Genomic DNA, 13,761 nt, shown 5'->3' with positions numbered 1-13,761 from the left:
TTGGCAAAGGCTTAGGGTACGCCTTTAATCGACCAAAATGCTCGGAAACACCAGTGCGTCGGTCAACAAATCTGCGGCACAAACTGCCGCAGACCTGTTATTCACCACTATTCGTAGACGCGCTGATCCTCGATCACCAACCCGTCTTTGGGCAGCGAGCCGGGGGCGACGACTTCGATTGCGCCTTTCAGTTTCAGCACTTCGGCCACCGATCTGGCATATGCCGTATCATCCCCGCCTGTGCTTTCGATCTGGACAGTCATCGAATCCATCTCGCCCTGACGGGTGGCGATGACACGAGCCTTGACGATTTCCTCATGCTTGTCGACCAAAGCGGCAACCTGTTCCGGACGCACGAACATACCTTTGATCTTGGTCGTCTGATCTGCACGCCCCATCCAACCTTTGATCCGGGTGTTCGTGCGACCGCAGGGGGAAATCCCCGGCATCACGGCGGAAAGGTCGCCTGTCGCAAAGCGGATCAGCGGGTAATCGGGGTTGAGAGAGGTCACCACGACCTCACCCACCTCACCCGGTGCCACCGGAGTTCCGGTTCCAGGTGTCACAATCTCGACAATCACGTGCTCGTCGATGATCATCCCGTCGATCGCGGCGCTTTCATAAGCAATATTGCCCAGATCCGCTGTCGCGTAACATTGCAGGCACGAGATACCCCGGTCGGCGTATTCCTGTCGCAGAGACGGGAACAAGGCCCCACCTCCAACGGCGGCTTTCGAGAAATGCAGTGAAACGCCCATCTCATCGGCTTTGTCCAGAATGACCTTCAGGTAATCCGGCGTTCCTGCATAGGCCGTACAGCCAACGTCGCGGGCGGCAGTCACCTGCAACTCGGTTTGTCCGGTTCCTGCGGGCAGAACAGCCGCGCCGACAGCCCGTGCGCCATTTTCAAAGATCATACCGGCTGGGGTTAGGTGATACCCAAAACAGTTCTGGACAATGTCCCCTGCGCCAACACCCGCGGCATTCAGGAAACGGCCCATGCGCCACCAGTCGTGATCAGTGCTGCCCGGCTCATAGATCGGTCCCGGCGACTGGAACACATGATGGAAATGCCGCGCCGGTTTCACTGTAAATCCACCAAACGGGGGGCGTTTGGCCTGTGCTCTGGTCAGGTCCGATTTCCGCAGAACCGGCAATGTTGGCAAATCTTCAACTGATTTTACCTTATTAGTGTCTGATTCTGACAGATGCGACGCAAATCCAGGGGCCGACATCGCGCGTTTGATCTGCTCCACTAGTGCCCTGGCCTGGTCCGAGGCGCGTTCGTCTGCCGAGCGTGTTTCGAGTGCGTCGAAATAGGTCATAGCCATATCCTCCATCCGCTCACAGCCACCTTTTGCGACGACGATAGGACCGCACATCGCGAAAGCTTTTGCGGCCTTCGTCGGACATGCCCAGGTAAAACTCTTTCACATCCGGGTTTTCGCGCAGGTCGGCTGCCGGGCCATCCATCACGACACGCCCGGATTCAAGAATGTAACCGTAATGTGCAAAGCGCAGGGCGACGTTGGTGTTCTGCTCTGCCAGCAGAAAGGACACGCCCTCTTTTTCGTTGAGGTCCTTCACGATACTGAAAATCTCTTCGACCAGCTGCGGAGCAAGACCCATTGAGGGTTCGTCCAGCAAAATCGTCTCGGGCCGCGACATCAAGGCCCGCCCCATGGCAACCATCTGTTGTTCCCCACCCGAAGTATAGCCTGCCTGCGACCGGCGGCGTTCCTTGAGCCGGGGAAAATATGCGTAAACCATCTCAAGATCCCGCTGGACCGCAGCCGCCCCGTCTTTGCGGGTGTAGGCGCCGGTCAGCAAGTTTTCTTCGACGGTCAGGTGCTCGAAACAGTGGCGGCCTTCCATCACCTGAATGACACCCTTTTCAACCAGATCGGCCGGATCGCTTTCATGCACGTTCTGGCCGCGATACTTGATCGAACCTTTGGTGACTTCTCCGCGTTCGGAATGCAGCAGGTTCGATACGGCCTTGAGCGTGGTTGTCTTGCCCGCACCATTGCCGCCCAGCAACGCTGTGATGCCGCCCTTTGGAACGCTCAGGCTGACGCCTTTCAACACGAGGATCACGTGGTTGTAGATCACCTCGATATTATTGACCTCAAGCAGGGTTTCCGCCTGCACGTCAGTGGTTTGTGCCGCATCCAGCATCAGCGCGTTTCCTCATGCCTGCCCGTTCCGGGGCTGTTCGTGAGGAGCGGCAGGTGACCCGCCGCTCCGGTTGTCTGAACGCCCCGGATCACATCCGTGGCGCAACATGCCTTACTCGCAACGTGGCGAGATGCTGTTTTCGGTTGCGTAGGCACCGGAATCTTCTTCGATCAACGCGCCGATAACTTCGGCATCTGTCGGTTTGAAGTCCTGTACCGGGTTCCAGGCACCAGTCGCCGCATCCCACTGAACAACACCGACAAGGCCGGGGCCGCCGTGGTTTTCGCAGGAAACCGAGAATTCAGGGCCGAACCCGGACATGCCAAGCGCTTCCATCTTGGCGTTGGTCATTTCCAGTGCTTCCATGCCGTCGCGCATCATCGACGCGTCGATATCAGCGGTTCCGTGCATCGCCTGCGCCGTTTTCACAGCCTCGGCTGCCAGCATGGCGGCATAAAGACCACGGTTGTACTGAACTGTACCCAGCTGATCGCCGGCACCTGCAGCCTTGCCCGAGTCAACGACGTACTTTTTCAGGTCGTCATAGACCGGATAGTCCATGCCAAGGCCGGTAAAGGTCAGCGCCTTGTAACCGGTCGCTTTTTCGCCAGCAGGCTGAACGTCGAATTCCGCGCCAGACCACCAGACACCAATGAAGTTTTCCATCGGGAAACGGATGTTGGCCGCTTCCTGAACCGCAACCTGGTTCATGACGCCCCAACCCCACATGATGACATAGTCAGGCTTTTCACGGCGAATTTGCAGCCATTGCGACTTCTGCTCCTGTCCTGGGTGATCAACCGGCAGCAAGGACAGCTCATACCCATGCTTTTCAGCCAGAGTTTCCAGCGTCCGGATCGGTTCCTTGCCGTAAGCAGAATTGTGATAGACCAGCGCAATCTTCTTGCCGCTCAGGTCACCGCCATTTTCATCCAGCAGATAGTTGATCGCACCGGACGCACCGTTCCAGTAGTTGGCCGGATAGTTGAACACGTGGCTGAACACTTTGCCGTTCGCAGCCGAGGTCCGGCCATACCCCATCGTGTGCAGAGGAATGCCGTCTGCGGTCACTTTGGGGATCAGCTGATAGGTGATACCGGTCGACAGCGGCTGATACACCAGCGCGCCTTCACCTTTGGTGGATTCATAGCATTCCACGCCTTTTTCGGTGTTATACCCGGTTTCGCATTCGATCACGTTTGCTGGTACACCGCCAATGCCACCGTCCCGCTCGTTCAGAAGAGTGAAATAGTCGGCGTAACCGTCCGCGAATGGAATACCACCGGCCGCATAGGGCCCGGTTCGATAGCTGAGCGACGGGAACACAAGATCCGCCATCGCAGGTCCTGCCGCCATCAGGGCGCTCAGCGCCACGGTTGCCAGTTTCTTGTTCATCGGGTGTCTCCTCCCTTGATTGATCCGATATTGAGTTCGGGCTTGATCACCCGTCTTTATGATTGGGCCAGCCCTCAGTGCGGGAACGGCCAGAGTCTGAGTTTCTCTTTCGCAACGCGCCACAACTGTGCCAGACCGTGGGGTTCCAGGATCAGGAACATGATGATCAGCGCGCCCACGATCACCAGCTGAAGATGGGCAACGATATCGGTCGGCCAACCCAGAAGATCGACGCCAACCAGTTTGAGCAGAACCGGCAGCAGCACGAGGAAGGCCGCCCCGGCAAAAGACCCGAAAATCGAGCCTAATCCGCCGATAATCACCATAAACAGCACCAGGAATGACTTCTGAATGCCGAATGCTTCGCCCACCTCGACCGCGCCGAGATAGACGGCAAAGAACAAGGCCCCTGCGATGCCCACAAAGAACGAGCTGACAGCGAAAGCGCTTATCTTGGCTTTCAACGGGTTCACCCCGATGATTTCGGCGGCGATATCCATGTCGCGGATCGCCATCCATGTCCGCCCGGTCGTGCCGCGGGTCAGGTTGCGCGCAATAATCGCGCTGAAGGTCAGGAAGATCAGGCAGAACAGGTAGGTCGCCCAGGCCGGGGCGTTCGGGCCCGAGATGATGATGCCGAACACGTCACGCTCGGGCGCGTTGATCTGACCCGAGGCCGAGTAGTTGTAAAACCACGGCACCCGGTTGAAGAGCCAGACCAGAAAGAACTGTGCCGCAAGCGTGGCCACCGCCAGATAGAACCCCTTGATCCGCAGGGAAGGCAGGCCGAACAAGACGCCTACAATCGCTGTGATACCACCAGCCAACAGGACATGAATGAACATGCTGACATCTGGAAATGCGGTCATCAACTTGTAGCAGGCATAAGCACCCACCGCCATGAAACCGCCTGTACCAAGGCTGACCTGCCCGCAATAGCCCACGAGTATGTTCAATCCGATCGCCGCGATGGCATAGATCAGAAAGGGCAGCAGCAGGGCGTTTGCCCAATAGTCGTTGATGATGAACGGAATGATCCCGAACGCCACCGCCAGAACGACATAGTACCGGTACCGGTCGAACTTGATCGGGAAAGTCTGGCTGTCATCCACGTAGGAGGTTTTGAAATCTCCGGCCTCACGATAGAACATCTGTTACTTTCCCCATTCTTCCTGCGCCCGGTTTCGGGTCGCGGCGTCCAGCTGGCTGGACCCTTTGGCATATCCGCTCGCCTCAGAGGCGCGCACCAGTTTCAGGTAGGCCAGAACACCCATGATCAGACCGGCAAAGGCCAGGATCGCGGCAATCGTCAACTGGCTGTCAGTCAGGTCATTCGAGGTCAGCGCGATATAGCCAAAGGCCCAGAACCCCGCCCATGCGATTACGTTGATGATGGCGATCAGCTTGGTCATGCGTTACACCCTCTCGATGATCTTCTCGCCGAACAGACCCTGCGGTCTAAACACCAGGAAGATCAGCGCCAGCACATAGGCGAACCAGTTCTCGGTCGCACCGCCGACCAGCGGGCCAACCGAGAATTCGAACAGCTTCTCGCCCACACCGATGATCAGTCCGCCGACGATGGCACCGGGGATCGAAGTGAACCCGCCCAGCATCAACACCGGCAGCGCCTTGAGTGCGATCAGCGACAGCGAGAACTGCACGCCCGATTTGGTGCCCCACATGATCCCCGCGACCAACGCCACGAACCCGGCCACCGACCAGACCATGACCCAGATGAAGTTGAGCGAGATCCCGACCGAAAGTGCCGCCTGATGGTCATCTGCCACAGCACGCATGGCCCGGCCCTGTTTTGTGTACTGGCTGAAGGCCACCAGCGCCGCCACCAGAAGCGCCGCAATTACGGTTGCCACGATGTCGAGGTTGTCGATGAAGAAGCCATAGCCGAAGATGTTAAAGGTGACCTCGTCGATCCACAGGTTGATGCCCTGCGGCAGACCCACATCCAGCGTCTTGATCTCGGATCCCCACATCAGGTCGGCCACACCTTCAAGGAAATAGGCCAGACCGATCGTGGCCATGAACAGGATGATCGGCTCCTGCCCAACCAGATGTCGCATGACAAAGCGCTGCACACACCAGGCCAGCAGAACCATCACACCCATTGTCAGGATGATCGCCAGCAGGGCGGGGATGTTCCAGCCGAAGTTATAGACATGAGTGCCGAAGGTCGCGTTGATCAAATGCGCGAAAGGCACCTGCCCGTTCATGATCCCGACCAGTGTCATCGCCGCAAACAGGGCCATAACCCCTTGCGCGTAATTGAAAATCCCGGATGCCTTGTAGATCAGCACAAAGCCCAGCGCGACCAGCGCATAAAGCACCCCGGCCATCAGACCGTTAAGGATGACCTCCGTGGCAAAGATTAACTGCTCAGGCATATGTGCCTCCCCGGATATCTGCTTTGGTCTCAGTCATGGCTGACCCCCAGATAGGCGTCGATGACTTCCTGATTGTTGCGCACCTCGTCGGGTGTACCGTCACCAATCTTTTTTCCGTAATCCATCACGACCACGCGGTCGCTCAGGTCCATCACCACGCCCATATCGTGTTCGATCAGGGCGATGGTGGTGCCGAATTCGTCATTCACATCGAGGATAAAGCGGCTCATGTCCTCTTTCTCTTCGACATTCATGCCCGCCATCGGTTCATCCAGCAGCAAGAGCTTTGGTTCTGCCGCCAGTGCGCGGGCCAGTTCGACGCGTTTTTTCAGGCCATAAGGCAGGCGCGCAACGGGCGTCTTGCGGATGTGCTGGATTTCAAGGAAATCGATGATCTTCTCGACCGCCTCACGGTTTTCAACCTCTTCCGCCTCGGCCTTTCCCTTCCACCAGGCCTGCTGGAAGATGTTGGTCTGCATGAAGTTCAAACGCCCGGTCATGACGTTGTCCAAAACGCTCATCCCTTCGAACAGGGCGATGTTCTGGAACGTCCGCGCGATCCCCTGCTGCGCCACCTCAAAGGGCCGCATCGCTGGGCGTTTTGATCCGTGGAACCAGACCTCGCCTTCCTGCGGGACATAGAACCCCGAGATAACGTTCAGCATGGATGATTTTCCGGCCCCGTTCGGCCCGATGATGGCGCGAATTTCGCCTTCGCGAATATCGAACGAGATGTCCTTGATCGCCACGACGCCGCCAAAGCGCAGGGTGATGTTCTTCATTTCCATCACCACGCCGCCGATCTTGCGACCGTCTTCGGTGACATATCCTTCGGCGTTATCCAGCATCAGTCACTCCCTGACTTGCGCATAAACGGGATGGCGGGCGTGGCGATGGCCGCAGGTCTAGCGGTGCAATGGCGGCCCTCATTCCGCTGCCACCTTGTGCTGCGCACCCGGTACAACCGGCGCGTCCACGATTTTCAGTGTCGCGCTGATCGCTCCCTTGCGCCCATCTTCATAGGTCACTTCGGTCGTAGTCGACACGCTTTCGGACCCGTCATAAAGCGCCGCAATGATGTCGTGGAACTTCTCTTCGACAAACCCGCGCCGCACTTTCCGGGTGCGCGTCATCTCACCATCATCAGCGTCCAGTTCCTTGTGCAGAACGACAAAGCGATGCACCTGGCAACCGGACAGCATTTCATCAGCTGCTACCGATTTGTTGACCTCTTCCACATGCGCCCTGATCGTCTCTAACACACGCGGATGGCCTGCCAGTTCCTGATAGGAGGCATAGGCCACGTTGTTGCGTTCCGCCCAGTTGCCGACCGCTGTCAGGTCGATATTGATAAAGGCCACGCAGCGGTCCTTGCCGTTTCCGAACAGAACGACCTCGAGAATATCGGGATAGAATTTCAGCTTGTTCTCGACATATTTCGGCGCAAACATGGACCCGTCGGCCATTTTGCCCACGTCCTTGGCGCGGTCGATGATCCGCAGATGGCCGCTGCTTTCCTCGATGAACCCGGCATCACCCGTTGCCACCCAGCCTTCGGCATCTTTGGTCGATGCCGTGGAATCCGGGTTGTTGTAATATTCGACAAACACGCCGGGTGAGCGGTAATGGATCTCGCCCTTGTCGTCGATCCTGATCTCGACATCCGGCGCGGGCACGCCAACCGTGTCGGCCCGAACCTCGCCATCCGGCTGCACCGTGATGAAAACGGTTGCTTCGGTCTGGCCATAAAGCTGTTTCAGGTTGATGCCCAAAGATCTATAGAAATCAAAGATTTCCGGTCCGATCGCTTCACCCGCTGTATAACCAACCCGGAACCGGCCATAGCCCAGCGTATCCTTGAGCGGCCCGTAGACCAGCAGGTTACCTAGCGCGTATTTCATCCGGTCGCCAAACCCGACGGGTTTGCCATCCAGCAACTTGCCACCCACCTTTTTGGCATGCGCCATGAAGTGATGGAACATGCGCTGCTTCAGCTTGCTCGCATCCTCCATCCGGATCATTACATTGGTCAGCTGGCTTTCAAACACGCGCGGCGGGGCGAAGAAATAGGTCGGCCCGATTTCGCGCAGGTCGGTCATCATCGTGTCGGCGCTTTCCGGGCAGTTCACGCAGAACCCGCACCAATAGGCCTGACCGATGGAAAAGATGAAATCACCGACCCATGCCATCGGAAGATAGGAAAGGATATCTTCATCGCGGGTCAAATGGTCGAAAATCGCTGAATTCTTGGCGCTTTCGATCACGTTGCGGTTCGACAGAACCACCCCCTTGGGCTTGCCCGTTGTGCCCGAGGTATAAAGCATGACGCAGGTGTCGTTATAGGTGATCTCAGAGATGCGCTTGTCCAGCTCTGCATCAAACCGCTGATGTCCTGCCTGACCTTCGGCCATGAGATCTTCCAGCGCGTTCATCTGGCTGTGGTCGTATTTCCGCATCCCCCGCTTGTCGGTATAGAGGATGTGCTTGATCTGGTGCACTTTTTCCTGAATCTCGATGACCTTGTCGACCTGTTCCTGATCACCGCAGACGACATATTTCGCGCCGCAATGCTCCATCACATAGGTCATCTCTTCGGCGACTGCGTCCTGATACAGAGGCACCGGAACTGCACCGACCATCTGTGCTGCGACCATGGTCCAGTAATGTGCTGGCCGGTTGCGTCCGATCACGGCAATGTGGTCACCGCGCTCAACGCCAATTTCAAGAAATCCAAGGGCGAGCGCGCGAATTTCCTTGGCCGCTTCAGCCCAGGTCCAGCATTGCCAGATCCCAAATTCTTTTTCCCGATAGGCCGGGGCATCCCCGAACTGGGTCGCGTTGCGGTGTAGAAGCGCCGGAAGGGAATGCAACCCTTCGGCGCCCGACTGCGTCTGAGCCAATCTTTTTCTCCTCCCCATCCGGCCTCCTCAAAGCCGGAAATGGCGGATCCGGGAAAGCCCCCGGATGCCAGTGCCCCGATTTGGGACACCCGCACGATCAGCGTCAACTTTTTCCTGATGTTTTCTCAATTCTTACGAATTGTAACAGGTGCAGAGAGGTGATGTTACGTTTTGTACAATATGAACATGTCGGGCTATTGAACGGTTATGCGCTGCACAGGTTGTTATGCGGGTTCGACGAACAGGACGAAAATTGCGAAGAGGCACAACCAGAAGAGAGAGCAACTGCGCCATCTATTAATCTCAGAACGACGCGAAAATTGTCTCTGAAATCACAAACCTGCAACAACCACAGCTTCCGTTTTTCGCCACGGATAGCTGGACATTACCTGCTATCTATTCAAAGTGAGGCGACTTACAATTCATTTGAGGACAGAAGGTTGGGACTCAGGCGATTTTTCAGGCGGCATTTTCGCGCGCAAACTCATACTCCAGCGCAAAATCAGGAATACCAAGCAGGTGCCGGGCACCCTCTTTACAACTATGTTTGCGATTTTCCAGCTTTGGATCTAATTCGTGAGTTCGCCGAACCCAATCCGAAAGCAACAGACGGGGTGGTGACCAACTTTCTTGGCGTCAGAATTGAACCACGCGTGATGTCCAGCATCCTGGAACCCCTGGCAGGCAAGGTAGAACCTATTCCCGATCCGGGCAATTGGCATGCCGACATCGCAGAATGGGCGGCAACGCTTCTGTCTGTGAAAGAGGCCTCAGGTACTTACCGGATTATTGAACTTGGTTGCGGTTGGGGATGCTGGCTAAACAATATGGGCTTCGTCGCCAAAAAGAGAGGATTGAGTGTCGACCTGATCGGTATCGAAGGTGACAGCTCTCATCTGGAAAACGCCGAGCGCACGTTTCAACTGAACGGCTTCAACCCAAGTGAGTACCGCCTTGTTAATGGGGTGGCCGCCAGCAAAGAAGGCATCGCGCTTTTCCCAAAATACGAAGAGGCGCACGAAAACTGGGGCGCAGAGCCGATTTTCTATCCGGACGAAAAGGTTCTGGCCGAATCCCGCGCCAAAGGTGACTATACAGAGCTGAATTGTTATACGCTTGAAACCCTGTCTAATGGCGAAGCTGTCGATCTGCTACACATCGATATTCAGGGCTCGGAGCTGGACTTTGTGCAGAGCAACTTCGACGGCATAGAAAATCTTGTAAAGCGCGTGTTTATCGGAACGCACTCTCGCTATCTTGAAGGCGCTTTGCAGGAGTTTTTCCTGACAAAGGGATGGACGCTCGAAATGGACCGCCCCGTAATTCACAGGTTGATCGAAGGTCGGCCACAGATCGAAATTGATGGCGTGCTGCAGTTCAAAAACCCGAACCACGACAAGCTACCGCTTCATTGACAGAAATGCGGTTTGCGTCTGGCGTTTGGCGCTATTGGTTTCTTGTGACGGTGCGGGAATGCCGCGCCGTCCGATGACCGTCTGTATTTAGCAGCCGCATCATCTTTTACATTATACAGATATCCAGATTAGCTTTGACCTATAAGTGGTATCCGGTAGCCTTGGGCTTTACCGTACCAAACAGGTCCCGTGTGCAGCAGGGATGCCGGACCGGCAAACAGACTTCGACCTTCGGCAGGTTGGCGCGGCTATTGATACTTAGCTTTTAATGCTGCTTTTTTAAAACGACCAACAGATGTTGAGCGCAACGTGTACAGCAACCCCAAAAGTTTCGTGTTCAAGGGCATTGTCTTATCGCGGTAAACGAGGCTTGCCTCATAGGGCTTGTTGGCGTCGCAAAGTTCAATGATTTCGCCTGCGGCCAAAACCATCTCGTCCATCAGGGCTTCGGCGGCTTCCGCCTTGCTTGCCTCATCCTCTGAAATTGTTTTGTCTCTTTGGGACTTTCGGCGGAAATCCACAATGGCGGCGGGCACGTATTCAGTGACCCGATTTCTGAATCGCGTCATGTCAGAGCCATTGGCCTGAGTGCCGTCCGATTTGGTGTAGGAGTTGTAATCACCGTATAGGGCCAGGATCGTGCTCGTCTGGTGAAACAAAAGATCCTGCCGCGCAAAATCGAGTTCAACGTAGCGGTCAATACGGGCCTGTTCTTCGATCATGACCGTTATCGAAGCCTTCGCATCATCTGCTTTGGCACCATGAACCGCCAATACAACAAAGGTCAAAATCAAAACAATCCTGGGCACCCAAAGCTTCGCAACTCGACTTGCAATCATAACGAGGTACTCCTTCATCATTGAGAAAGCACTCGAACACTACCACAAATCGGCAAACAAATCCGCCAAGCTGAAATTCTGGCGCTGGCGCTTGACGCCCCTTGAGCCCTTACAACCAATCCCGCAGGATCGGGATCAGGGGCACATCCGCGGCGGGCATGGGGTAGTTGCGCAGGTCATTTGCGCGGACCCATTTCAGCGCCTGCCCCTCTTTCGACTGCGGGATGCCCTGCCATTTGCGGCAGGCGAACAGCGGCATCAGCAGGTGGAAATCATCATAGCTGTGGCTGGCAAAGGTCAGAGGGGCGAGGCACGAGGCCCATGTGTCGATGCCCAGTTCCTCGTGCAATTCGCGGATCAGGGCGGCCTCGGGGGTTTCGCCGGGCTCGATTTTGCCGCCGGGAAACTCCCAAAGACCGGCCATGGACTTGCCCTCGGGGCGTTGGGCCAACAGCACCCGGCCCTCGATGTCGATCAGGGCGACCGCAGAGACCAACACGGTTTTCACGAGCGGTAATCCGCGTTGATCTCGATATATCCGTGGGTCAGATCACAGGTCCAGACGGTGGATTTGCCCGCGCCCAGACCCAGATCAACGGCGATGACCAGATCCTGACCTTTCATATAAGCGGCGGCTGCGTCTTCGCTGTAATCGGGGCTGACCCAGCCTTTTTCTGCCACAAGAATGTCGCCGAACGAAATGCTCAGCAAGTCGCGATCCGCCGCGGCACCGGATTTACCGATGGCCATGACGATACGGCCCCAGTTCGGGTCTTCGCCCGCGATGGCGGTTTTGACCAGCGGAGAGTTGGCGATGGCAAGGCCATGGATCTTGGCGTCAGCGTCTGTTGCGGCCCCTGTCACGCGGATCTCGACGAATTTCGTGGCACCTTCGCCATCGCGCACCACTTGTTGGGCCAGATCCAGCATCACAGCCTCCAGCGCCTCGGCGAAGGCCGCATTGCCGGTGGCGTCCACACCCGAAGCGCCGGTGGCGCACAGCAGCAGGCTGTCCGAGGTGGATGTATCGCTGTCCACGGTGATGCAGTTGAACGTCCGGTCTGTCTGCGCGCCCAGCATCGCCTGCAACACCGATTGTTCGACCCGGGCGTCGGTAAAGATATAGACCAGCATGGTCGCCATATCGGGCGCAATCATGCCGGAACCCTTAGAAATCCCCGCAATAGAGACTGTTTTGCCATCAATTTCGACCTGCGCCACGGCTCCTTTCGGGAAGGTGTCCGTGGTCATGATCGCGCGTGCGGCGTCTTCGATCGCGTGACGGCTGAGACCCGCCTTCAGCGTTTCAAGCTTGGCAATGATGCGGTCATGAGCCAGCGGTTCACCAATCACGCCGGTTGAGGAGGTAAAGACCCGCTCGACCGGAACACCTGTCGCCTTTGAGACGGCCTGCGTCACCTCGGCCACCGACGTCTGACCAAAATGCCCGGTAAAGGCATTGGCATTGCCCGAGTTCACCAGGATCGCCGCCGGGCCATCATTGGGCCCGCCGATTTTGTCCTGACAATCCAGAACCGGGGCGGCGCGCGTGGCTGAACGGGTAAAGACCCCGGCCACAGATGTGCCCGGGTCCAGCACGGCCAGCATGACATCGGTGCGGCCCTGATATCGCACGCCCGCCGCGACGGTGGCGAACCGCACACCGTCAATTGCAGGCAAATCAGGGAAGGACGCTGGCGCCAGCGGCGACACCTTGGTGATCTTGGCCACGGGGATTACTCCTGAATCAGGTCCAGCTGGCGCAGGACTTCGGGTCCGGCACCTTCCAAAGCGGGGCGGTCGATCTGGGCCTGCTGTGTCAGTTCATCGATGCGCGCCTGAATGGCGTCCTGCTGAACAGTTTGCGCAAGCTCTTCGCGCACGGCGTCCAGCGCGGGCGCTTCGGTTTTGCGCTTGTCGTTCAGCTTGACCACATGCCAGCCGAACTGCGTCTGAACCGGATCGGACACCTGCCCTTTTTCGAGCGCGACCACGGCTGTTTCGAATTCCGGTACCATCTGGCCCTTGCCGAACCAGCCCAGAGCACCGCCATTGGGGCCGGACGGGCCGGTGGAATGCTCGCGCGCGAGCTCGGCGAAATCGGCGCCGTCATCAAGCTGCGCCTTGAGGTCGTTGGCCTGTTCTTCGGTCTCGACCAGAATGTGGCTGGCATCGAATTCGTCTTCACCCGCGAAATCGTTGTACTGCGCGTCGTAGGCTGCCTGAATGGCCTCGTCCGTGACAACGGTATCGGTCAGGGCTGTGACGGTCTGAACCGCCAGAAGAGAGCGTTCTTCATTTTTCAGCCGCAGCGTGTTCAGTTTGTTCAGCCCGTCCTGCTGTTGCCCCAGCAATTGCTGCTGGATCAGCTGTTCCAGCACGAAGTCGTACAATACATCATCTTCGGCTTGCTGGTATTGCGGCGGCAGGGCGGCAACGGTTGCGATCACGTGACCCAAAGTGATCTCATCCCCGTTCACACGCGCCACCACGGTGGAAGCATCCGGCTGTGTTTCGGCGGCCAGCGGCAGGGCCATCATGGCGGTCAGAGCCAGCGATGGCAGAAAAGTGAGGCCTTTGGGCATTGAATCATCCTATTTCCTTGCCGCGGCAGGGCGCAGCGTTGACACTC

General features: G+C 57.1%; 13 protein-coding genes. 1 reads left to right on the top strand and 12 read right to left on the bottom strand.

Annotated elements, in window-relative coordinates:
* Positions 1 to 107: 107 nt before the first annotated feature.
* The 8 genes from ACR0AD_RS09245 to ACR0AD_RS09210 form a co-directional block, all read right to left on the bottom strand.
* Positions 108 to 1,325 carry a phenylacetate--CoA ligase family protein gene (locus tag ACR0AD_RS09245; RefSeq protein WP_480482433.1) on the bottom strand — a complete coding sequence of 406 codons (1,218 nt, stop codon included), beginning with the start codon at positions 1,323 to 1,325 and terminating at the stop codon, positions 108 to 110.
* Between the two features lie 19 nt (positions 1,326 to 1,344).
* The gene (locus ACR0AD_RS09240) at positions 1,345 to 2,178 is read right to left on the bottom strand and encodes an ABC transporter ATP-binding protein (protein ID WP_480482435.1); all 834 of its coding nucleotides are present in this window, start codon (positions 2,176 to 2,178) and stop codon (positions 1,345 to 1,347) included.
* Positions 2,179 to 2,289: 111 nt separating this feature from the next.
* Positions 2,290 to 3,573 carry an ABC transporter substrate-binding protein gene (locus tag ACR0AD_RS09235; protein WP_267363927.1) on the bottom strand — a complete coding sequence of 428 codons (1,284 nt, stop codon included), beginning with the start codon at positions 3,571 to 3,573 and terminating at the stop codon, positions 2,290 to 2,292.
* 74 nt (positions 3,574 to 3,647) lie between these two features.
* Positions 3,648 to 4,724, bottom strand: a complete 1,077-nt coding sequence (locus ACR0AD_RS09230; protein ID WP_480482437.1) for a branched-chain amino acid ABC transporter permease — start codon at positions 4,722 to 4,724, stop codon at positions 3,648 to 3,650.
* 3 nt (positions 4,725 to 4,727) lie between these two features.
* Positions 4,728 to 4,985 carry a hypothetical protein gene (locus ACR0AD_RS09225; protein ID WP_209506939.1) on the bottom strand — a complete coding sequence of 86 codons (258 nt, stop codon included), beginning with the start codon at positions 4,983 to 4,985 and terminating at the stop codon, positions 4,728 to 4,730.
* A gap of 3 nt (positions 4,986 to 4,988) precedes the next feature.
* Positions 4,989 to 5,975, bottom strand: a complete 987-nt coding sequence (locus ACR0AD_RS09220) for a branched-chain amino acid ABC transporter permease (protein WP_267363929.1) — start codon at positions 5,973 to 5,975, stop codon at positions 4,989 to 4,991.
* Positions 5,976 to 6,004: 29 nt separating this feature from the next.
* Positions 6,005 to 6,823, bottom strand: coding sequence for an ABC transporter ATP-binding protein (locus tag ACR0AD_RS09215; protein WP_267363930.1), 819 nt, complete (start codon positions 6,821 to 6,823; stop codon positions 6,005 to 6,007).
* A 78-nt stretch (positions 6,824 to 6,901) separates the two neighbouring features.
* Complete coding sequence (locus tag ACR0AD_RS09210) at positions 6,902 to 8,893, bottom strand: AMP-binding protein (RefSeq protein ID WP_480486993.1); 1,992 nt, start codon at positions 8,891 to 8,893, stop codon at positions 6,902 to 6,904.
* 143 nt (positions 8,894 to 9,036) lie between these two features.
* Here ACR0AD_RS09210 and ACR0AD_RS09205 point away from each other — a divergent pair, with 143 nt between their 5' ends.
* The gene (locus ACR0AD_RS09205) at positions 9,037 to 10,290 is read left to right on the top strand and encodes a class I SAM-dependent methyltransferase (RefSeq protein WP_480486991.1); all 1,254 of its coding nucleotides are present in this window, start codon (positions 9,037 to 9,039) and stop codon (positions 10,288 to 10,290) included.
* A 248-nt stretch (positions 10,291 to 10,538) separates the two neighbouring features.
* Here ACR0AD_RS09205 and ACR0AD_RS09200 read toward each other — a convergent pair whose 3' ends face one another.
* The 4 genes from ACR0AD_RS09200 to ACR0AD_RS09185 all read right to left on the bottom strand — a co-directional run bounded on the left by ACR0AD_RS09200 (position 10,539) and on the right by ACR0AD_RS09185 (position 13,714).
* Positions 10,539 to 11,150 carry a hypothetical protein gene (locus ACR0AD_RS09200; protein ID WP_480486989.1) on the bottom strand — a complete coding sequence of 204 codons (612 nt, stop codon included), beginning with the start codon at positions 11,148 to 11,150 and terminating at the stop codon, positions 10,539 to 10,541.
* Positions 11,151 to 11,238: 88 nt separating this feature from the next.
* Positions 11,239 to 11,637 (bottom strand): 8-oxo-dGTP diphosphatase MutT, encoded by a 399-nt coding sequence (gene mutT / locus ACR0AD_RS09195; protein ID WP_267363933.1) that lies wholly within the window; start codon positions 11,635 to 11,637, stop codon positions 11,239 to 11,241.
* The gene (argJ, locus tag ACR0AD_RS09190) at positions 11,634 to 12,860 is read right to left on the bottom strand and encodes a bifunctional glutamate N-acetyltransferase/amino-acid acetyltransferase ArgJ (protein ID WP_480486987.1); all 1,227 of its coding nucleotides are present in this window, start codon (positions 12,858 to 12,860) and stop codon (positions 11,634 to 11,636) included. The genes mutT and argJ overlap by 4 nt, the downstream gene beginning before the upstream one ends.
* Positions 12,861 to 12,865: 5 nt before the next feature.
* Entirely contained in the window at positions 12,866 to 13,714 is an 849-nt protein-coding gene (locus ACR0AD_RS09185) for a peptidylprolyl isomerase (protein WP_480486985.1), read from the bottom strand.
* Positions 13,715 to 13,761: the final 47 nt, after the last annotated feature.

The sequence above is a fragment of the Ruegeria sp. BH8 genome (genome assembly GCF_056538065.1).
The sequence above is the reverse complement of the archived record's forward strand: the minus strand, read 5'-3'. Positions and strand labels throughout refer to the sequence as shown.

Coding starts and splice junctions, on each gene's coding strand:
- ACR0AD_RS09245 (WP_480482433.1), bottom strand. CDS start 1,325: ATGACCTATTTCGACGCACTCGAAACACGCTCGGCAGACGAACGCGCC.
- ACR0AD_RS09240 (WP_480482435.1), bottom strand. CDS start 2,178: ATGCTGGATGCGGCACAAACCACTGACGTGCAGGCGGAAACCCTGCTT.
- ACR0AD_RS09235 (WP_267363927.1), bottom strand. CDS start 3,573: ATGAACAAGAAACTGGCAACCGTGGCGCTGAGCGCCCTGATGGCGGCA.
- ACR0AD_RS09230 (WP_480482437.1), bottom strand. CDS start 4,724: ATGTTCTATCGTGAGGCCGGAGATTTCAAAACCTCCTACGTGGATGAC.
- ACR0AD_RS09225 (WP_209506939.1), bottom strand. CDS start 4,985: ATGACCAAGCTGATCGCCATCATCAACGTAATCGCATGGGCGGGGTTC.
- ACR0AD_RS09220 (WP_267363929.1), bottom strand. CDS start 5,975: ATGCCTGAGCAGTTAATCTTTGCCACGGAGGTCATCCTTAACGGTCTG.
- ACR0AD_RS09215 (WP_267363930.1), bottom strand. CDS start 6,823: ATGCTGGATAACGCCGAAGGATATGTCACCGAAGACGGTCGCAAGATC.
- ACR0AD_RS09210 (WP_480486993.1), bottom strand. CDS start 8,893: ATGGGGAGGAGAAAAAGATTGGCTCAGACGCAGTCGGGCGCCGAAGGG.
- ACR0AD_RS09205 (WP_480486991.1), top strand. CDS start 9,037: ATGTTACGTTTTGTACAATATGAACATGTCGGGCTATTGAACGGTTAT.
- ACR0AD_RS09200 (WP_480486989.1), bottom strand. CDS start 11,150: ATGATGAAGGAGTACCTCGTTATGATTGCAAGTCGAGTTGCGAAGCTT.
- ACR0AD_RS09185 (WP_480486985.1), bottom strand. CDS start 13,714: ATGCCCAAAGGCCTCACTTTTCTGCCATCGCTGGCTCTGACCGCCATG.